Below are 19,696 nucleotides of genomic sequence, written 5' to 3' on the forward strand. Positions count from 1 at the left end.
CATCAACCGGTGGCCAAGGCCGTCCGCTCCCCCCGTCGCGCTCATCCCACCACCGCGGCCCGCACACACAGCACGTCCGGCAGATGCGACGCCAACTGCTGCCAGCTGTCGCCGTCGTCGGCCGAGGCGAACACCTCGCCGTTGCGGTTGCCGAAGTACACGCCCGCCGGGTCGGCGTCGTCCGTGCACATCGCGTCCCGCAGCACCGTGCCGTAGTGGTCCTCGGAGGGCAGGCCCGCTGACAGGGGCTCCCAGCTCTTGCCCGCGTCCGCCGTGCGGAAGACCCGGCAGCGGTGGTCGGCGGGCACCCGGTCCGCGTCGGCGTTGATCGGGAACAGGTAGGCCGTCTCGCCGCGGTGGGGGTGCGTGGCCGCCGCGAAGCCGAACGTGGACGGCAGGCCTTCGCCGATGTCGGTCCAGTGCGTGCCCGCGTCGTCGCTTCTGTACACGCCCCAGTGGTTCTGCAGATACAGCCGGTCGGGGGTCGCGGCGTCCTGGGCGACCTTGTGCACGCACTGCCCGAACTCCGGGTTCGGATCCGGCAGGAACACCGCGGAGACACCGGAGTTGGAGGGCGCCCAGCTCGCGCCGCCGTCCGTGGTCCTGAAGACGCCGGCCGTCGAGACCGCGACCGTCACGGCCCGCGGGTCGCGCTTGTCGGTGACCACGGTGTGCAGCCCCTCACCGCCGCCGCCCGGCACCCACTTGGAGCGCGTGGGGTGCTCCCACAGCGGGCGGACCAGCTCGAAGGTCTCCCCGCGGTCCTCCGAGCGGTACAGCGCGGCCGGCTCCGTGCCCGCGTACACCACGTCCGGCTCGGCGGCCGCCGGATGCAGCTGCCACACCCGCTCCAGCGAAGCGCCCGTGTCCTTGGGGAACTTGACGGCCGGCTGCTGCGGTTCGGTCCAGGTCCGGCCCAGGTCGTCGGAGTGGAACACGGACGGACCCCAGTGGGAACTGTCACCCCCGGCCAGCAGCCGCGGCCGGTCGCCGCGGGTGTCGATGGCCACCGAGTACATGGCCTGCGCGTTGAAGTACGGACTCTCGTCGAACTCCCAGCTGCCCCCGCGCCGACGCCCGATGAACAGGCCTTTGCGCGTGCCCACGGCGAGCAGTACCTCGGTCATGCCGATCACCTCCGCGGTGTTTTTCTGTGGCTCTGTCCCAGCCACCGGCCAGTCTGCACCCCGCCACTGACAGTCACCTCCGGAGTGGACGTCTTCGCAGGTCAGAGCCGGGGCGTCGGCATGACGGGGCGCTGCGCCCGGCAGGTTTGCAAAGTCGCCTGCGCGGACTGGGGTACTCGTGCGACCGTCGAGTCCGGGGACTGGCCTGAGCATCCGGGGACCTTCGCCCGTATGGGATGGAGGTCGGGGATGGTCCTGTGCTCATGAGGAGGATGCCGTAGATGGCGTTCCGTGGTCCGAAGGTGTGGCTGTGGCGCTGGCGGCGCAACCCGCTCAAACGTCGCGCCGACGCGGTGGAGGCCTGGGTGGTGCTGGGTGCCTGGGTGGTCACCGTCCTCGCGGGGGTGCTGGCCGGTCTGGCCGCCACCCAGTCCGTCGAGCACGGGCTGGCCCGCGAGCGCGTCGAGTGGCGCCGCGTCGAGGCACGGCTCACCGAGAAGGCCCCGGGAACGGCCTCCAAGCAGTCCACCACCTCCAGCGGTGACCAGGTATGGGGGACGGTCCGCTGGACCGCGCCGAACGGCACCAGCCACACCGGCCAGGTCCGCGTGCGTCCGGGCAGCGCGGCAGGCACCGCCGTCGCCGTCTGGACGGATCCGCAGGGCCGCCTGGTGACCAGGCCGGCCTCCGTGTCCCAGGCCCACCTGAGGGCCTCGCTGATCGGCTGCCTGGTCGGCGTGAGCGCGGCGGCCGTGCCTTTCGTCGGCGGCCGTGTGCTGTGCGGACGCATGGAGCGCCGCCGCCTCGACCGGTGGGACACGGAGTGGGCCCGCTTCGACCCGCTGTGGGGACGCAAGACGGGCTGACGGCGGGGGACGGCCTGAAGGCCTACGGCGGGAGACGGCCCGGAGGGCTTCCGGCATCGATGTCCGGGCCCTCCAGCACTGACCGCAGCCCACCCCGTCCGGCACTAACCGTTGCCCACCACCTCCCGGCACGCGCGCAACAACTCCTCGTCGTGCAGGACGTCGTGGCTGCCGTATCCGCCGGTCGAGGCCTGATGGCGGCGCGGAGCGGCGAGTTCGGTGCGCAGGAGGTCGTGCAGGGGTGCGCCCGAGGCGCCGAGGGCCGCGAGGCTCGCGGTGATCGGGCGGCGGGTGTGCGGGTTGGCCGTCCAGGCGGCCCGCAGGATCGGGGCGGCCAGGTCGGCGTCCCCGTCGATCCGCCACACGGCACCCGCGGCCGAGGTCCGCTCCCACAGGTCGTCGGAGCCTGCCATCCGGCGCAGTTCGGGCAGCGCCGGCCGGGCCGCCGCCCCCACGCGCGCCAGCGTGTCGGCGGCCGCCCGCCGGCGGTGCCGACGCTCGCTCGTCAACTCCCGTATCAGCGCGGGCAGTACGACGTCCGGGTCCTCCTCCAGCGACCACAACGCCCCGGCGGCGGGTACGGCGAGTCCGGTGTCCAGAAGTCCTCGCAGCATCGGTATCGCCGCATGCTCCCCGAAGGTCCCCAGAGCGCGCACAGCTGACTCCACGACCGACTCCCGCAGCCGGACCCCGTCCGGTATGCCCTGCGCCAGCCGCAGCACCTCTGGAGCCGACTCCGCGTCCTTGAGCGCGGTGAGCGCCGTCAGCAGGGGTGTGGCCCGTTCGAAGAGCTCGGGGGAGTCGAGGGGGACGTCGCCGAGCCTTTCGCGCAGCGCCGGCGCGAGCGGGGCCGCGGCCGGACCCAGGTGGACGATCACCTGGCCCAGGTCGTCCGGGACGACCGGCCCGGCGAGCACCGCCGCCAGCTCCGGCACCGCCCGCGGATCGCCGGTCCTGGCCAGGGCCTTGAGCGGGCCGCCCAGGGTCGGCGCCCCGCGCTCCCACTGCCGTACCCACAGGTCGGGGCGGGAGAGCACGAGCGCGTGGAGGGCGTCCGCGGCCGGGGCGGCCAGACCGAAGAGATCGCCCAGGACGGAGAGCGCTGCATCGCGCAACCGGTCCTCCTCCGGAGACAGTTGGGCGCCGATCAGGGCCACGGGCTCGCGGTAGTCGGCCCGCCACTCGCGCAGCAGCCCCGCCGACATCCACACGGCGTTGCACCGGTCGGTCGCGTACGGGCTGGTCAACTGCCCTGTCAGCAGGGCGATCCGGTCGGCCACCCGGTCGCCGAGCGCGCTGTGCAGGGTCCGCAGCAGCTGGGAGCCCTCCTCGTCCGAGGGCCGCAGCCGCCGCAGCCGGCCCACGAGCGTGTCGGTGTCGGGGCGCGCGGATCGCCCCGGCAGGCACGGCCGGGTCTCGGACCGGTCGCGCAACAGCCGTACGACGGTGGGCACCAGGTCGGCCGGCAGCCGGTCGGGCGCACAGCTCGCGAGCTGGCCCAGCGCGGCCAGTCGCAGCCCGGGGCCGAACGGCGGCGCGCTCTGCGCCGTCAGCAGGTCCACCGCCGCGGCGGCCTGCGCGGGGTGGCGGCGGACGAAGATCCCGAGGCTCTCGGCCAGGGCGAGCAGGACCCGGTCGTCCCGCTCCACGGTGATCCGCTGCCGTAACAGGCCCAGCACCCGCTCCGGCCGGTCGACGAACCGCACGACCGCGCCCGCGGCCGCCCGACGCACTCCGGCGTCCGGATCCCCGGCCAGCCGCACGAACGCCTCGGCACCGGCCCGCACCGCGGTGCCCGCCCGCGTACTGGTCTCGTCCTCCCGGCCCTCGCCCTCCTGCCCGATGCTGACCAGCAGTTCGACCATCCCGCCCCGGTCCGCCACCTCGGCGCACTCCACGAGCACGAACAGGAACGGGATGCAGGCCAGCGTCGAGTCGTACACGTCTCCCTGGTGGTGCACCGCGCCGTACATCCCGTCGAGCGCGACCTCCCGCTCGGCCGGATCCGCGGAGGCGAGCCCCCGCAGCAGTCCGGGCACGTCCTCCGCGCTGCCGTACGCATGCCGCAGCGAGGCCCAGTCGACCTCGTCGATCCCCGTCAACACGTGTCCTCCCGAGGCGAAGTGCCAACTGATCGTGAGTCTGCACCACGCCACTGACAACGAAGCGGAATCGGGAGGTGACTCTGCGCCAATCGTCGAAGACGCCTGGGTCTCCGGCGCTCAGCAGTCTCCGGTGCTCAGTCTCCGGCGGGCAGCGCCCGGGTCAGGATCGTGTCGGCGTCGGCGGAGTCCGGCAGCGTGCCGAAGGCGTGCCCCCAGTCCCCGCCGAGCCGGGTCGCGCAGAACGCGTCGGCGACGGCGGGCGGGGCGTGCCGGACCAGGAGCGAGGCCTGCAGGGTCAGCGCCATCTGCTCCACCAGCCGTCGGGCACCCGCCTCGGAACCGGACGTCAACAGGCCTTCCAGCCGCACGATCGCGGCGTCCAGCCGGGTGTCCGCGCCCCGCGCCAGGGCGAGTTCGTCGAACAGGGCCTGCGCGGTACCGGGCTCGCGCCGGAGCGCCCGCAGCACGTCGAGGGCGTTGACGTTCCCCGAGCCCTCCCAGATCGACAGCAGCGGGGCCTCGCGGTAGTGCCGGGGCATGCCCGACTCCTCGACGTACCCATTGCCGCCGAGGCACTCCAGGGCCTCCGCGGTGAAGGCAGGCCCCCGCTTGGTCACCCAGTACTTGCCGACGGCGGTCGCGATCCGCCGGAACGCGGCCTCACCGGCGTCCCCGCGCACCGCACGGTCCGCGGCGCCCGCCAGCCGCAGTGTGAGCGTGGTGGCGGCCTCGGACTCCAGCGCGAGGTCGGCGAGGACGTTGCGCATCAACGGCTGGTCGACCAGCCGCGCCCCGAACGCGCTGCGATGGCGCACATGGTGGCCGGCCTCGACGAGCGTCTTGCGCATCAGGGTCGCCGACATCATCACGCAGTCCAGCCGCGTGCAGTTGACCATCTCGATGATCGTCTTGACGCCCCGCCCCTCGGGCCCGACCAGCCAGGCCACGGTCCCGTCGAACTCCGGCTCCGATGAGGCGTTGGACCGGTTGCCCAGCTTGTCCTTGAGCCGCTGGATGCGGAAGGTGTTGCGGGTCCCGTCCGGCAGGACCCGCGGCACCAGGAAGCACGACAGCCCCTCCGGAGCCTGCGCCAGCACCAGGAACACGTCGCACATCGGCGCCGAGGTGAACCACTTGTGCCCGCGCAGCTGGTAGACGCCGGGCTCGGAGGTCGGCCACGCCGTGGTGGTGTTCGTACGGACGTCCGAGCCGCCCTGCTTCTCGGTCATCCCCATCCCGGCGAGCAGGCCCCGCTTCTCGGTCGGCACCCGCAGGCCCGGGTCGTACTCCCGGCTGGTCAGCAGGGGTTCGTACACCTTCGAGAGCTCGGGCTGCGCACGCAGCGCGGGGACCGCCGCGTACGTCATCGACGTGGGACAGCCGTGCCCCGCCTCGGTGTGCCCCCACACCAACCCGCCCGCGGTACGCGCCACATGGGCGCCCGGCCGGTCCTCCGCCCAGGGCGTCGCCGCCAGCCCCGCCGCCACCGAGGCCCGCATGAGGTGGTGCCAGCTGGGGTGGAAGTCCACCTCGTCGACGCGATTGCCGTACCGGTCGTGCGTGTGCAGCACGGGCTCGTGGACGTTGGCCAGTTCGGCCCACTCCTGCGCCTCGACGCTGCCGGCCCGCAGCCCGAGCCGCCGGATGTCCTCCTCGGCCCACTCGGCGCCCTCCCGGCGCAGCCCCTCCATCAGGGCGGTGTCCTCGGAGGCGTCGTAGGGCGTCAGCGGAGGCGGCTGGTTGGTGACGGAGTGGGTGGCGTACTGCTGCGGCTGCGCGGGCGAGGGTGTCGTGGCCATACCGCCATGTTGCATCTTTTCTTCGGCCGTAGCAATGATGCAACAAGAAGAGCGCACGTAAGGTACGTGACCATGCCGATGAACGTGTCAGTGCAGCCCGGCGAGGTCGACCTGCGGCCGCTGTCCGCGCGGTCGGTCGTGCTGAGCCTGCTGCTGGGCGTGCACCCGCCGGAGCTCCCGGTCAAGGACCTGGTGCGCGCGGTGGAGCCGTTCGGTGTCGGCGGCTCCACGCTGCGTGCCGCGCTCAGCCGTATGGTCGCCGCCGGTGACCTGCGGCGCACGGACGCCGTCTATCGGCTCAGCGACCGGCTGCTGGCCCGTCAGCGCCGCCAGGACGACGCCGTGGACGCCCGCACGCGCGCGTGGCACGGCGACTGGGAGATGGTCGTCATCACGGCGACCGGTCGCGGCCCCGCCGAACGAGCGGTCCTGCGCGCCCGGCTGACCGGCCTGCGCCTCGCCGAACTCCGCGAGGGCGTCTGGCTGCGCCCCGCCAACCTCCTGCGCCCCCTCCCGGACGACCTGACCCCGGTGGCCCAGTCCTACACCGCCCGCCCCGGCCACCCCGCGCCCGAACTCGCCGCCTCCCTGTGGCCGTTGGACACCTGGGCGGCAGGCGCCCGCTCCCTGATGGCGCACATCGCCGAGACCGAGCTCCCCGCCGACCGCCTCACCGCCTTCGCGGCCGTCGTACGCCACCTGCTGGCCGATCCCGTCCTGCCCCCGCAACTCCTCCCCGCCGACTGGCCGGGAACGGCGCTGCGGGCCGAATACGCCGAGTACCAGCGGGAGATCGCCGGCTCCATCGGGGCGTGAGGCCGGGCGCGGCACGACGGCGGCCGTACGAAGCGCCGTGCGGGTGCGCTTCGTACGGCCGGGTTCACCGTGGGGGCCTACTTGTAGGTGATGTCCGAGGCGGCGTACTTGCAGTACGTCCCGTCGGGGCCCGAGCCGTTCGTCGGGGGCTCCGCGCCCGTGTTGTTCCCGATGTACTTCTGGCAGGGCACGATCTTCTTGCTGCTGTCCCCGACGATGGTGATCTTCTTCAGGGTCGCGCTGTCGCCGTAGTTGGTGTTGATGCCGACGAGCGCGCTGCCCTTGTAGGTCGCCTCGATGGTGTTGAGGTTGATCGTGCGCTTGTACTGCGTGCTGCAGTTGCCGCACGAGCGGACCAGCTTGCCGAAGTTCTGCACCGCGAAGTTGGAGATGTTCAGCGTGCCGGCGCCGTTGAACTGGAACACCTTGTCGCTGGCTTCCTTCGCGCCACCGCCGGAGACGGTGTAGACGTTGGACGACGAGGAGCCCCGGAAGGTCGCCGCGTCCTCGCCGACGTCCTCCCACCACACGTTCTGCAGCGTGCAGCTGCCCTCGCAGTGGATGCCGTCGGCGGCGGGCGCCCCGATGATGACGTTCTTCAGGACCGCGCCCGGGGCCAGGTCCAGGATCGGGTCCTGGTCCTCGTTCTGGCCGCCGCTGCCGAGGTCGCCGCTGCCGTAGAGGCGCTTCATCCCGTAGTCCTTGGTGCCGGAGACCGAGATGGTCGCGGTGACGGCCTGGCTGCCGTTCGCGGTGGGCCAGGTGGCGGCGCTCGCCGGGGACACTCCCTCTGTCATGATCATGACAGAAGTGAGTCCGAGTGCGGCCAGGCCTCCGGCCAGTGCGCGCGCACGCGTGCGTGCTGGTGAAGTCATGTCCCGATGCCTTCTTCCGGTGGGGGGTGGGTCAGAGCTTGCCGGTGCCCGCGCCGGCGGTCACCGAGGCGACCACGGACGAGGCGGGCTCGGCGGTGTAGCTGTAGGGCGGGCTGGTGAAGGTGCCGACCTGCGAGATCTCGGTGGCGGCTCCGCCGAGGTCGTTTCCGGACAGGTTGGCGTAGCCGTCCACGTCGCTGTCGCGGTTGGTGGTGACGGCGACCTCGGTGCTGCGGAAGACGTTGTTCTGGACGAACATCTGCGCGCCCATCCGCGAGTGCACGGCCGTCTCGGCGCCCACGACGTAGTTGTCGTAGAAGTGCCCGGTGCCGAACCGCAGGCTGGGGATGCGGGAGTTGACGTTGTCGAACCAGTTGTGGTGGTACGTCACCCGCAGATGCCCGGTGTCCTCGCTCGCGTTGTTGTCGCTGTGACCGACGAGGGAGCCCTTGAAGTGGTCCTTGAAGACGTTCCAGGACACGGTGACGTAGTCGGAGGCGTGGGTGATGTCGACCAGGCCGTCGTAGTAGTCCTTGTCGTGGTCACGGTCGGACGACAGGGTGTTGTGGTCGAGCCAGACCTTCGTCGACTTCTGCACCGTGATCGCGTCCGTGCCGACCGCCTTGCTGATGTTCAGGTTGCGGACGATCACGTTGGTCGCGTTCTTCAGCCGCAGCCCGCCGCCGGTGAACCCGGACGACGAACCGACGCCCAGCACCGTCGTGTTGGAGCCGATGTCCACCTGGCCGCTCAGCGAGATCAGACCGCTCACCTTCACGACCTTGGCGGTGCTGCCGGTCACCGCCGTCTTGAAGGCGGCCAGTGTCGACACGGTGGTCGCCGTGGCGCTGCCGCCGCCGGTCGTTCCGGCGCCGAACCCGACCGGCGAGGACTCGGCCGCGCCGGCGGACTGGGGGAGGGCGAGGACGGCGACCGTCGCCAGTGCCGCCGCGACGGCCGCCACCGTCGTGCTTCGTTGCGCCTGTGTACGTGGGGGGCGAGTACGCATGCGGGTGCGTCCCTTCGGGAGGTCTTACTTGGTCGTATACGTGAACGATGTGCGCCATGTTGAACTCCACGCGTGAGCACAGGGCCCGATCTGTCCCCTGTCGGTCACGGTGCTGAACGGAACGTAGAGGGTAAGCGCTTTCTGGTCAACGCTTCGCGCAGAACGCTTTTCGTCGGTCCAGGTGAGCGGCAAGGGCTGTCCGAATCCATGCGAGGCGGTGCTGTGGGAGCGCTTCCATGGCGGTCGTGTCCATGCCACCATGCGGGCTGGGCGCTTCCCCTTTCCGGGAGATTCCCGAGAAATTCCGGACGGCTTCCGAAAAGGGCCGAGCCTCCCGAGCAAGCCGACAACCCCGCCGAGAAAGGGGCAAGGACGTGTCCACCCGCACCCGTACGACCCCGAGGAGACCGCTGCGCACGGTGCTCCTGGCACTGGTCGGCGCACTGGTGCCGCTGCTCGCCGCGGTCACCCTCACCGCACCCCCGGCCGCCGCCGCGCGAGCCGCCGTCCCCACCGCGACCCTCACCGAGGTCACCGACTTCGGAACCAACCCCAGCAACCTCCAGATGTACCTCTACGTGCCGGACAGCGTGACCGCGCACCCCGCGGTCGTCGTGGCCGTGCACTACTGCACCGGCTCCGGACCGGCCATGTACAACGGCACCGAATGGGCCCAACTCGCCGACACCTACGGCTTCGTGGTGATCTACCCCTCGGTCACCCGGGCCAGCAAGTGCTTCGACGTCTCCTCGCCGCAGGCCCTCAAGCGCGGCGGCGGCAGCGACCCGGTCGGCATCAAGTCGATGATCGACTGGGTGACCCGCACGTACGGCGCGGACACCGCGAGGATCTACGCCACCGGGATCTCGTCCGGCGCGATGATGACCAACGTCCTGCTCGGCGACTACCCGGACGTCTTCGCGGCCGGCGCCGCCTTCTCCGGCGTCCCCTTCGGCTGCTTCGCCACCAGCGACGGCTCCGAGTGGAACAGCGCCTGCGCGAACGGGACGATCACCCACACACCGAAGGAGTGGGGCGACCTGGTGCGCGCCGCCTACCCCGGCTACACCGGCCCGCGCCCCCGGATGCAGCTGTGGCACGGCACGGAGGACGCGACACTGCGCTACCCGAACTTCGGCGAGGAGATCAAGCAGTGGACCGACGTCCTCGGCGTCGGCCAGACCCCGGCCGCCACGGACTCGCCCGCCTCCGGCTGGACCCGCACGCGGTACGGCGCCACCGGTGACCGGGCTCCCGTCGAGGCCATCAGCCTCCAGGGCGTCGGCCACAACCTCTACACCTACGGCATGGCCTCCCGCGCGCTCACCTTCTTCGGCCTCGACAGCTCCGGCCCCGCACCCCAGCCGCAGCCCGGCGGCTGCAAGGTGAGCATCACCACCAACGCCTGGAACACCGGCCTGACCGCCTCCGTGACCATCACCAACACCGGCACGACCACGGTCAACGGATGGCAGCTCGGCTTCACGCTGCCCGTCGGGCAGGCCATCACCAACGGCTGGGGCGCGACCTACGCGCCGGCCTCCGGGGCGGTGACGGCCACGAACGCCTCGTACGACGCCACGATCGCCCCGAACGCGAGCGTCAGCATCGGCTACCAGGCGAACCACACCGGCAACAGCGCGGCGCCGGGCGCCTTCACGCTCAACGGGACGACCTGCACGACGAGTTGACGTCCACCTGCGGCGCGGCGGCCTCCCCCGTCGCGCCGCCCCCGTATTGCCCACCTCATCCCCGGATGACGCAGCGCTGAACGGGAACCCGGCGAGTCCGGCAGGCGATGTCGTACGGAACGAGGACAGTCATGGCTCGGCAGGAGGAACGGTCGTCGTCGACCACCTTTCCGGCGCCGCTGCGGAACGCGGCCTCGGCGTTGCAAAGGGTGCCCGGCGCGGGAATGGTGAGCAGGGCCGCCGAGGGCGCCCTGGCCAAGGTCGGCGCGGTGTCTCCGCGGGGCCGGCGACTCGCCGTGTACGCGGGGGCGGGCGTCCTGGGCGTCGCCGGCATCGTCGAGTGGCCGGTCGCCATCACGGGCGCGGCGGTGGCGTGGCTGACCCAGCCGCGGCGCGAGCACCCGCAGCAGTTGGAGGATGGGATCCCGGCAGGCGGCGGGGCGATGGGCACGCCGGTCGGAGCCGAGCCGACGACGACCGTCGCGGTGCCGCCGACGCCGCTCGGCTCGAAGCCGGGTGCTCCTGGCGGGGCTGCGGAGGACCGCGGCGGAGGCTCGACTTCGCACGGCTCGGCGCCGATGACCGCCGGCGGGGCACCGTTGCCCCAGCTGGAGGAGACGGTCCAACGCCTGGCCGCCGCCCGTCACGAAAAGGAATCCCGCGCTCCCACATTTGGGCAAGTTGCAGAATAGCTGCCGATATTTGGGACATCGCGATGCGCCTGTAACGCGATGGCAGGCGCATTGCGCTGAGTAATACGGAACTGTCTCCGAAAATGCTCAGCCAGATTGGATTCCCGTGAGCAATACCGACCCGATCCCCACCCCCCACGCCTACCGCCCGCCCCGGGACACCGCCCGGCGGACCGCCCTGACCGTGCAGACCATCGCCGACGTCGCGGCCGGTTTCCTGGTCCTGTGGATCCTTCTCGACCTGCTCGGCGCGAACGAGGGCAATGTCTTCGTCGAGTTCGTGCACGCCGTCGCCGGCTGGCTGGCCGGATGGTCACAGGATATTTTCACCATGGACACAGAAAGCCTCCGCGTCCTCCTCAATTACGGTCTGCCGGCCGTGATTTATTTGGCGGTCGGCCATGGAGCAGCTGCACGGATCGGGCGGGCATGAATTCGAGCGAGAACGAAAATCTTCCGGTGTACGACAGTCTCGTACGCGAACGCGGAGACGTGGTGACCGAGGCGCGCGTGGTCGCCGAGCAGGCGCAGCACCAGGCGCGCCAGGCGCTCGACGGCCACCACTGGGCCGAGCGGGAGGCGCGCCCTCCGGCGAGCTAGACGGACCGGTGGTACTGGTCCGGCACGTGCACGTCCCCGCCGAGCTCACGGGCCGCGGTCCGCGCCCAGGAGGGGTTGCGCAGCAGCTCGCGGCCGAGCAGCACCGCGTCCGCGTCGCCGTTGGCGAGGATCTTCTCGGCCTGTTCGACGTCGGTGATCAGCCCCACGGCCGCGACCGGCAGCGAGGTCTCGGCCTTCACCCGGGCCGCGAACGGCACCTGGTAGCCGGGCCCGGTGGGGATGCGTACGCCCGGGGCGTTGCCGCCGGTGGAGACGTCGAGCAGGTCGATGCCGTGGGCCTGGAGCTCGGCGGCGAAGCGGACGGTGTCGTCGGCGGTCCAGCCGCCGTCCTCCAGCCAGTCGGTCGCGGAGATCCGGAAGAACAGCGGCTTGTCGTCCGGCCACACCTCACGCACGGCGTCCACGACCTCCAGGGCGAAGCGGACGCGGTTCTCGTACGAGCCGCCGTAGGCGTCGGTGCGGTGGTTGGAGTGCGGTGAGAGGAACTCGTTGATCAGGTAACCGTGGGCACCGTGGATCTCGGCGACCTCGAAGCCCGCGGCGAGGGCACGACGGGCGGCATCGGCGAACTGGCCGACGACCTCCCGGATCTGATCGACCGTCAGCTCGGCGGGCACCTGGTGCCCGGCGTCGAAGGCGAGCGCGCTCGGCGCGACCCCCTGCCACCCGCCGGCCTCCGGACCGAGCGGCGCCCCGCCCTTCCAGGGCTGGTCGGTCGAAGCTTTGCGGCCCGCGTGGGCCAACTGGATCCCGGGGACCGTCCCCTGCGAGACGAGGAACCGCGTGATCCGGCGGAACGCCTCGACCTGGGTGTCGTTCCAGATCCCGAGGTCGTACGGCGAGATCCGGCCCTCGGGCGACACGGCCGTGGCCTCGGTCAGGATCAGGCCCGTGCCGCCGGCCGCGCGGGCCGCGAGGTGCGCGAAGTGCCAGTCGTTCGCGGTGCCGGTCCCGGGCCCCTCGGCCTCGGCCGAGTACTGGCACATCGGGGCCATCCAGACCCGGTTCGGGATGGTCACATCGCGCAGGGTGAAGGGCTGGAAGAGGGCGCTCATCGGAAGCTGCTCCGTTCTCGCGGGACCGTGGGACGGCTCGTACGATAGGCATCGTAGTACGTCGAATGTCAAACTACGACGCCTCTCGTACAATGGCCCCGTGAGTACCGCCCCCGCCCCCAGCAGCCGCGACCTGCAGCACCCCGCGAGCGCGGACATCCGGCTGGAAGCCGTGCTGCACGCGCTCTCCGACCCGATGCGGCTGCAGATCGTGCGTGAGCTCGCCGCCGGCCGCGACGAGCTCACGTGTTCGCAGTTCGCCCTGCCGGTGACCAAGTCCACGAGCACACACCACTTCCGGGTGCTGCGCGAGGCGGGGGTGATCCGGCAGTGCTACCGGGGCACGGCCAAGATGAACGGCCTGCGGCGGGACGAGCTAGACGACCTCTTCCCGGGACTGCTCGGCGCCCTTCTCGCCGCCGCCGACCGGCAGGCCGTCCGCCTCGGGGAGGGCTGAACCGGCCTTCGAGGGAAGGTGGTTGAAGAGCAGGTTCAGTACGATCGCGGTGAGGCAGCCGGCGCTGATGCCGCTGTTCATCACCGTCTGGAACCAGTCCGGGAACTTCTCGTAGACCGTCGGTACCCCGACCGGCAGCATGCCGACCGCCACCGACACCGCCACCACCGTGAGGTTGTGGTTGTCCTTGAAGTCCACCTGGGCCAGGGTGCGCAGACCGCTCGCGGCCACCGTCCCGAACATCACCAGACCCGCGCCGCCGAGCACCGGCGCCGGTATCGCCGCGACCACCGCACCCAGCTTGGGCAGCAGGCCGAGCAGGACCAGGATCCCGCCCGCCGTGGCCACCACCCAGCGGCTGCGCACCCGGGTCATGCCGACCAGGCCCACGTTCTGCGCGTACGCCGTGTACGGGAAGGTGTTGAAGACGCCACCCAGCACGGTCGACAGGCCGTCGGCACGCAGACCGTCGGCCAGCGAGCGCGGCTCGACCTTGCGGCCGGTCATCTCACCGACCGCGATCAGGTCACCGGTCGTCTCGGTCATCGTCACCAGCGCCACGACCAGCATCGAGATGATCGCCGAGGCGTGGAAGCTGGGCGCCCCGAAGTGGAACGGCGTGCTGATGCCCAGCCAGTCGGCGTCGCCGACCCCGTCGAAGTCCGTGAACCCGAAGGGCACCGCCACCGCCAGGCCCACCCCGATGCCGATCAGTACCGCGATCCGGCTCAGGAGCGCCGGCGCGAACCGCTGCACACCCAGCACCACCAGCAGGACGAACCCGGCCAGCGCGAGGTTCTTCGGCTCCCCGAAGTCCTTCGAACCGGCGCCGCCCGCCGCCCAGTTGCCCGCGACCGGCAGCAGTGAGATCCCGATGATCAGGATGACAGTGCCGGTGACCAGCGGCGGGAAGAACCGCAGCAGCCTCCCGAACACCGGCGCCAGCAGCACGATCGCGAGCCCCGCGACGATCACCGAGCCGTAGATCGCGGGCAGTCCGCCGCCCGTCGTCCCGATCAGCACCATCGGCGAAACCGCCGCGAACGTACAGCCCTGCATGATCGGCAGCCGCACGCCGAACCGCCAGAAGCCAACGCACTGGATGAGCGTGGCGATACCGCACACCAGCAGATCGGCGGTGATCAGATACGCCAGGTCCGCGGGCGACAGCTTCATCGCACCGCCCACGATCAGCGGCACGGCCACCGCACCCGCGTACATCGCGAGCACGTGCTGCAGACCGAAGGCGGCCAACTGCCGTACGGGTGGGACCTCGTCGACGGGATGGACGGGAGCGGGTGTGGCCATGGGGACTCCAGAGCGGCGGCGGGGGGTGACATCCGAACAGAACGAGACCGTAAGGGCCTTAAACATTTTGTTGATTTCCGGATTGTTGCCGCTGTGTGTACTGCCCACTCGACGACGATCGACTCTGCTAGGAGGCCGTCGCCCGCGCCGCCGCCAGCAGCGACTCCCAGTCCGCCAGCTTGACCACGCTCCGCCCGAGCGACGCCCCGAGCATGGCCTCGGCCCGCTCGATCGCCTGCCATCCGGCCCACTGAACCGGCTCGATCCCCGCCGCCCGCAGCGCCTTGACCGGATCCTCCGGCAGTTCCCTTCGCGCGAGTACGGAGGCGTCCTCCAGCAGCGAGGTCACCGTCTCCTTGGCGTCCGGCCGGTTGGTGCCGATCACACCCGTCGGGCCGCGCTTGATCCAGCCGGCCACGTACTCGCCCGGGATCGTGAAGCAGCCGTGCAGGACCCGGCCCTGCACGTGCGGCACGGTGCCGGTCTCCTCGTCGAACGGCAGCCCCTCCAGCGGGACTCCGCGATAGCCCACCGAACGCAGCACCAACTGCGCCTCGACGGTCTCGTACCGCCCCGTGCCGCGCACCCCGCCGCGCCCGTCGGGCTCCGTGCGCTCGAACAGCACCGCGCCCACCCGTCCGCCGTCCTCGAGCAGTTCGACCGGTCGCAGGAAGAAGCGCAGCCAGATGGAGCGGGCCGCGCCCGGGGCGCCGGCCCCGCCCCAGCCGCGCAGCACCTCCACGTTGCGCCGCTGTACCGCGGGCAGCGAGGAGGGGTCGGTGTAGGCCGGGTCGATGGCCAACTCGTCCGGATCCACCACGAGTTCGGTCTCCGGCAGTCCGCCCAGCTCGCGCAGCTCCTTGGTCGTGAAGCGGGCCTGGGACGGGCCGCGCCGGGCCACCATGTGGATGTCGGTCACCGGGCTCGCGGACAGCGCGCTGAGCGCGGCCTGCGGCATGTCGGTGGGGCTCAGCTCGGCCGCGCCGCGGGCCAGCATGCGGGTGACGTCCACCGCGACGTTCCCGGCGCCGATCACCACGGCCGAGCGGGTGCCGCGGACGAAGGCGTCGTCGACGGCGTCCGGATGGGCGCTGTACCAGGACACGAACTGGGTCGCCGACCAGCTGCCCGGCAGGTCCTCGCCGGGGATCCCGAGGTGCCGGTCGGTGGCCGCGCCCACGCAGTACACGACCGCGTGGTACAGCTCCCGCAGCCGCTCGGTCGGCAGCCCGCCGGGGCCCACCTGGACGCCGCCGAGGAACCGCACCCGCTCGTGCTCCAGGACCGTCCGCAGGTTGCTCTGCAGGGACTTGATCTTCTCGTGGTCCGGCGCGACCCCGTAGCGCACCAGGCCGTACGGGCACGGCAGCCGGTCCAGGACGTCGACGTGCACCCCGGGGTCGAGCTGGACGAGGTTCTGGGCGGTGTAGACCCCGCTCGGCCCGGAGCCGACGACGGCGACACGCAGCACGGGGAACCCCTTACGGCAGGAGATCGCTGACGCCACCAATATCGCACCGCGGGTGCTGGCCCGACAGTGTGTCGGCGCGCCGCACCTGTGCGTGTCCGTTCGTATGGAATGTGATCATGCGGTTACGTTGCGTGTGTGCTAGAAGCATCCTTTCTTAATCTTTCTGATCGTTGTCCGACGGACGGCACGGTGTCCGTGTGGCCCGCGTGGGAAGTACAGGAGGGCGCGGGCGCGGTCACGACGGCCTGGTTCACCGTCCGGCTGGCGTTCCCCGACGGCGCCCGGGTCGACGCCCTCGCCGTGGTCGGCGAGGGGAGCGTCTCCCTGGAGGACGTCCGGGCCCAGCCCGCGCTGTCCCTGGACGACCTGGCCCTGCTCGCGGATTGGATCGAGGACCCGCTCTTCGAGGCGTGCGGCCTCGGCGAGGAGGCGTCCGAGGAGGCCGAGGGGGAGACGGGCTCGCGGCGTGCCCGTCCCGCCTGGCCGCGGGGCATCGAGGGCCGTTGGCTCGTCGCGCAGGAGTACCGGGCCGCACAGGAAGAGGGCGTCGATCCGGTCCTCGCGGTGATGTGCGCGACGGGACACAGCCGCCGCAAGTCGCTCAGGCTCATCTCGCAGGCGCGGGACGCGGGATTCCTGACGCCACGTCACGCACGCCGCTGACAAAGGGCGTTGAGGCCGCCGACGGTCACAGCAGGTCGCGCATCCTGCCGATCTCGCTCGTCTGCTGGGCGACCACGTCGTCGGCCATCTCCTCGATCAGGATGTTGTTGCCCTGTGCCTTCACCTCGGTCGCCATGGTGATCGCGCCCTCGTGATGGGTGATCATCAGGGTGAGAAAGAGCTGGTCGAAGGCCTTTCCCTCGGCCGCGCGCAACTTCTTCAGCTGGGCGTCCGTCGCCATGCCGGGCATGCTCGCGTGATCGTGGCCATCGGCCTTCTCGCTCTTGCCGTTGGTCTTCAACCAGCCCTGCATGGCCTTGATTTCGGGCCCCTGCGCGGCGGCGATGCGCTCGGCCAGCCGCTTCACCTGCCCCGACTCGGCGCGGTCCGGGGCGAGTTCGGTCATCTCCAGGGCCTGGGTGTGGTGCTCGATCATCTTGCGGGCGTAGGAGACGTCCGCCGAATTGGGGGCGTCGTCCTCGGCGCGCTGCTCGGTGGCGTCGGCGGCGGAAAGTGTCCGGTTCTCCTCGCCCGGCTTCCCCGGCGCGATCACCGAAGGCCCGCTCACCGCAGGTGAGTTGGCCTCGGCGTTCGAGTCGCAACCCGTCAGTGCGACCAACGCCGCGGTGGCCAGTGCCGCCGCGGCCAGGGCTCTCCATGACCGGCCGAAAACCTTCATTGCGAGTTCGTTGCCCTCTGTTGATCTGTGCATGGTGAAGACGATACTGCGGTGATGCGTGAACCGTTCCGCCACGAACGGAACAAGGGAGGAAACAGTGACCCTGTTGAACCAGCTCCGAACGCGACGCAGACGCCTGGGAGTTGCCGCCGCCGCGGCCGGGCTCCTGGCCGCACTGCTGACCGCCGGACCGGCGGCCGCGACCCCCGACCCCGGGGACGCCCCGGCCACCGGCAAGGAGGTGTCGAAGAGCGCCCGGGCCGAGGCGGCCGAGGCCATCGCGAGCGGCGAGATACCCGGCCAGGACCAGATCGTCCACTCCGCCAACATCGAACCCCTGGTCAACATCCCCAAGGACGCCCTCGCCGGCACCAATTCGGACCTCGCCTTCCAGGGCAGGTACGCCTTCGCCGGCAACTACGACGGCTTCCGTGTCTTCGACATCAGCAACCCCGGCGCGCCGAAGACGGTCGCCCAAGTCCTGTGCCCCGGCTCGCAGAACGACATCTCCGTCTCCGGTGACCTGCTCTTCCTGTCCACCGACTCCTCGCGCACCGACAGCAGTTGCAACAGCACCACGCAGCCCGCTACCGAGAAGTCGTCCTGGGAGGGCATGAAGGTCTTCGACATCAGCGACAAGAAGAACCCCAAGTACGTCGCCGCCGTCGAGACCGCCTGCGGCTCGCACACCCACTCGCTGGTGCCGGAGCGCCGTAACGTCTACATCTACGTCTCCTCGTACTCGCCCAGCGCCACCTACCCGGACTGCCAGCCGCCGCACGACGGCATCTCCGTCATCAAGGTGCCGCGCAGTCACCCGGAGCAGGCGGCCGTGGTGAACTTCCCGGTGCTCTTCCCGGGCGAAGGACCCGACGGCGGCGGCAACCCGGGCTCGCCCACCAACCCGGGCGTCTCCAAGACCACCGGCTGCCACGACATCACCGTGCTGCCCTCGAAGGACCTGGCCGCAGGGGCCTGCATGGGCGACGGCATCCTGCTCTCCATCAAGGACCCCGAGCACCCGAAGGTCATCGACCAGGTCCAGGACAACGTCAACTTCGCGTTCTGGCACTCGGCGACCTTCAACCAGAAGGCCGACAAGGTCGTGTTCACCGACGAGCTGGGCGGCGGCGGTGCGGCCACCTGCAACGCGGCGATCGGTCCGAACCGGGGTGCCGACGGCATCTACGACATCGTTGGCAAGGGCGACAAGCGCAAGCTCGTCTTCCGCAGCTACTACAAGATCCCGCGCCACCAGGCCGACACGGAGAACTGCGTCGCCCACAACGGCTCGCTGATCCCGGTCAAGGGCAAGGACATCATGGTCCAGGCCTGGTACCAAGGGGGCGTCTCCGTCTGGGAGTTCACCGACTCCGCCAAGCCGAAGGAGATCGCCTACTTCGAGCGCGGCCCGCTGTCCACCGACACCCTGCAGGTCGGCGGTGCCTGGTCGGCGTACTACTACAACGGCTACATCTACTCGAACGACATCGCCAAGGGCTTCGACGTCCTGAAGCTCACCGACCGGCGCACCGATCCGGCGAAGCGGGTACGGCTGGACGAGCTCAACGTCCAGACCCAGCCGGACTACTTCGACTGACCGGGCTCGACGGCCGGTTCGGTGACCGGCCGGGCGGTCTGGGCGGCGGGTTCCGATTCGTCGCCGGTCGCGAAGAAGCGTGACAGATCCATCCGGTGTGTCCCGTCGGCCGCCAGTACGGCGTCCGGCGGGACGCCCATCGCCGGGTCCAGCCGGTACCGCTTGAACAGCTCGGCGCGCAGGGTCGTGATCGGCATCGGCACGTTCGGCAGCACCATCGCGTAGACGGCGCCCATCAGCAGCGAGCGCAGCATCGGGTAGTCGCTGTCGACATCCCGCGAACCGTGCCGGGCGACGGTGTCCCGCAGCAGCTCGGCCAGCCGCTTCTGCTCCGGGCACTGCACGAAGCCCTCCGCCTGCAGCAGCCCCGCCATGTGCTGGCGCATCAGCACGGGCCGGTCCCGGGCCAGCCCCAGGATCGCGTCGATGGCCCGGGCCATCCGCTCCCGCCCGTCCTGCGTCGGCGGCTCGCTCTCCAGCGCCTCCTCCAGCGAGCGGTGCATCAGCCGGTGCACGGCGGACTGCACGAGCTGCCGCTTTCCGGGGAAGTAGTACGACACCAGGCCGCGCGCCGAGCCCGCCCGGTCCGCGATGTCGGCGAGCGTCGTCGCCTCGTACCCGCGCTCGCTCACCAGCTCGACGGCCGCCTGCAGGAGCCGCTCGCGGGAACGTCTCCGCAACTCTTCATTGACCGAGGCGCTGCGCGGGGACATGCTGTAACTCCGTCGTTGACTGGCTGCCAGCCAACTATACTCGGCGGGGCCGCGCCAAGGCCCCGAAGGGCCTGGTGGGGGCTGCCGTCCGTCTGGGGCGACGCGGGGGATCGTCTCAGGCGGGCGGTCTTCCCGACCCGAAGGTGTCC

At 71.0% G+C, this 19,696-nt stretch carries 19 protein-coding genes; 9 read left to right on the top strand and 10 right to left on the bottom strand.

Annotated features, from left to right (window positions below; all coding sequences use genetic code 11):
- Positions 1–41: 41 nt before the first annotated feature.
- On the bottom strand, positions 42–1,127 hold the full coding sequence (locus tag ABZ848_RS03300) for an exo-alpha-sialidase (RefSeq protein ID WP_360824453.1): 1,086 nt from the start codon (positions 1,125–1,127) through the stop codon (positions 42–44).
- A 281-nt stretch (positions 1,128–1,408) separates the two neighbouring features.
- On the opposite strand from ABZ848_RS03300, the gene ABZ848_RS03305 reads away from it, so the two are divergent.
- Positions 1,409–1,993, top strand: a complete 585-nt coding sequence (locus ABZ848_RS03305; protein WP_360824456.1) for a hypothetical protein — start codon at positions 1,409–1,411, stop codon at positions 1,991–1,993.
- A gap of 104 nt (positions 1,994–2,097) precedes the next feature.
- Here the strand turns inward: ABZ848_RS03305 and ABZ848_RS03310 are convergent, their stop codons facing one another.
- Positions 2,098–4,098: a HEAT repeat domain-containing protein gene (locus ABZ848_RS03310; RefSeq protein ID WP_360824459.1), complete on the bottom strand. Its 2,001-nt coding sequence runs from the start codon at positions 4,096–4,098 to the stop codon at positions 2,098–2,100.
- Between the two features lie 134 nt (positions 4,099–4,232).
- Positions 4,233–5,897: a DNA alkylation response protein gene (locus tag ABZ848_RS03315; RefSeq protein WP_360824462.1), complete on the bottom strand. Its 1,665-nt coding sequence runs from the start codon at positions 5,895–5,897 to the stop codon at positions 4,233–4,235.
- A 72-nt stretch (positions 5,898–5,969) separates the two neighbouring features.
- On the opposite strand from ABZ848_RS03315, the gene ABZ848_RS03320 reads away from it, so the two are divergent.
- Positions 5,970–6,713, top strand: a complete 744-nt coding sequence (locus tag ABZ848_RS03320; protein WP_360824465.1) for a PaaX family transcriptional regulator C-terminal domain-containing protein — start codon at positions 5,970–5,972, stop codon at positions 6,711–6,713.
- 77 nt (positions 6,714–6,790) lie between these two features.
- On the opposite strand, the gene ABZ848_RS03325 is transcribed toward ABZ848_RS03320, so the two are convergent.
- Both ABZ848_RS03325 and ABZ848_RS03330 read right to left on the bottom strand, forming a co-directional pair.
- A complete protein-coding gene (locus ABZ848_RS03325) occupies positions 6,791–7,588 on the bottom strand; it encodes a pectate lyase (RefSeq protein WP_360824468.1) in 798 nt (265 codons plus the stop codon).
- 31 nt (positions 7,589–7,619) lie between these two features.
- A complete protein-coding gene (locus tag ABZ848_RS03330; protein ID WP_360824471.1) occupies positions 7,620–8,597 on the bottom strand; it encodes a pectate lyase in 978 nt (325 codons plus the stop codon).
- Between the two features lie 374 nt (positions 8,598–8,971).
- Between ABZ848_RS03330 and ABZ848_RS03335 the strand changes: the two genes are divergently transcribed.
- From ABZ848_RS03335 to ABZ848_RS03350, 4 genes are all read left to right on the top strand, one after another.
- The gene (locus ABZ848_RS03335; protein WP_360824474.1) at positions 8,972–10,288 is read left to right on the top strand and encodes a PHB depolymerase family esterase; all 1,317 of its coding nucleotides are present in this window, start codon (positions 8,972–8,974) and stop codon (positions 10,286–10,288) included.
- A gap of 131 nt (positions 10,289–10,419) precedes the next feature.
- The gene (locus ABZ848_RS03340) at positions 10,420–10,980 is read left to right on the top strand and encodes a hypothetical protein (protein ID WP_360824477.1); all 561 of its coding nucleotides are present in this window, start codon (positions 10,420–10,422) and stop codon (positions 10,978–10,980) included.
- 106 nt (positions 10,981–11,086) lie between these two features.
- Positions 11,087–11,413 (top strand): hypothetical protein, encoded by a 327-nt coding sequence (locus ABZ848_RS03345; RefSeq protein WP_360824480.1) that lies wholly within the window; start codon positions 11,087–11,089, stop codon positions 11,411–11,413.
- A 26-nt stretch (positions 11,414–11,439) separates the two neighbouring features.
- Entirely contained in the window at positions 11,440–11,580 is a 141-nt protein-coding gene (locus tag ABZ848_RS03350; RefSeq protein WP_360824483.1) for a hypothetical protein, read from the top strand.
- On the opposite strand, the gene ABZ848_RS03355 is transcribed toward ABZ848_RS03350, so the two are convergent.
- The gene (locus tag ABZ848_RS03355) at positions 11,577–12,656 is read right to left on the bottom strand and encodes an NADH:flavin oxidoreductase/NADH oxidase (protein WP_360824486.1); all 1,080 of its coding nucleotides are present in this window, start codon (positions 12,654–12,656) and stop codon (positions 11,577–11,579) included. The genes ABZ848_RS03350 and ABZ848_RS03355 overlap by 4 nt on opposite strands.
- A 100-nt stretch (positions 12,657–12,756) precedes the next feature.
- Between ABZ848_RS03355 and ABZ848_RS03360 the strand changes: the two genes are divergently transcribed.
- On the top strand, positions 12,757–13,113 hold the full coding sequence (locus tag ABZ848_RS03360; protein ID WP_360824489.1) for a helix-turn-helix domain-containing protein: 357 nt from the start codon (positions 12,757–12,759) through the stop codon (positions 13,111–13,113).
- Here the strand turns inward: ABZ848_RS03360 and ABZ848_RS03365 are convergent.
- Both ABZ848_RS03365 and ABZ848_RS03370 read right to left on the bottom strand, forming a co-directional pair.
- Positions 13,033–14,421 (bottom strand): nucleobase:cation symporter-2 family protein, encoded by a 1,389-nt coding sequence (locus ABZ848_RS03365; RefSeq protein WP_360824492.1) that lies wholly within the window; start codon positions 14,419–14,421, stop codon positions 13,033–13,035. The two genes, ABZ848_RS03360 and ABZ848_RS03365, sit on opposite strands and share 81 nt — an antisense overlap.
- A gap of 127 nt (positions 14,422–14,548) precedes the next feature.
- The gene (locus ABZ848_RS03370; RefSeq protein WP_360824495.1) at positions 14,549–15,892 is read right to left on the bottom strand and encodes an FAD-dependent oxidoreductase; all 1,344 of its coding nucleotides are present in this window, start codon (positions 15,890–15,892) and stop codon (positions 14,549–14,551) included.
- A gap of 189 nt (positions 15,893–16,081) precedes the next feature.
- Between ABZ848_RS03370 and ABZ848_RS03375 the strand changes: the two genes are divergently transcribed.
- Positions 16,082–16,555: a DUF6214 family protein gene (locus ABZ848_RS03375; protein ID WP_360824498.1), complete on the top strand. Its 474-nt coding sequence runs from the start codon at positions 16,082–16,084 to the stop codon at positions 16,553–16,555.
- Between the two features lie 25 nt (positions 16,556–16,580).
- Here ABZ848_RS03375 and ABZ848_RS03380 read toward each other — a convergent pair whose 3' ends face one another.
- Entirely contained in the window at positions 16,581–17,234 is a 654-nt protein-coding gene (locus ABZ848_RS03380) for a DUF305 domain-containing protein (RefSeq protein ID WP_360825801.1), read from the bottom strand.
- Between the two features lie 97 nt (positions 17,235–17,331).
- On the opposite strand from ABZ848_RS03380, the gene ABZ848_RS03385 reads away from it, so the two are divergent.
- Entirely contained in the window at positions 17,332–18,834 is a 1,503-nt protein-coding gene (locus ABZ848_RS03385) for a hypothetical protein (protein ID WP_360824500.1), read from the top strand.
- Here the strand turns inward: ABZ848_RS03385 and ABZ848_RS03390 are convergent.
- A complete protein-coding gene (locus tag ABZ848_RS03390) occupies positions 18,822–19,547 on the bottom strand; it encodes a helix-turn-helix domain-containing protein (protein WP_360824503.1) in 726 nt (241 codons plus the stop codon). The two genes, ABZ848_RS03385 and ABZ848_RS03390, sit on opposite strands and share 13 nt — an antisense overlap.
- Between the last annotated feature and the right edge of the window lie 149 nt (positions 19,548–19,696).

This window comes from Streptomyces sp. NPDC047081, from assembly GCF_040643775.1.
Lineage (GTDB): Bacteria > Actinomycetota > Actinomycetes > Streptomycetales > Streptomycetaceae > Streptomyces.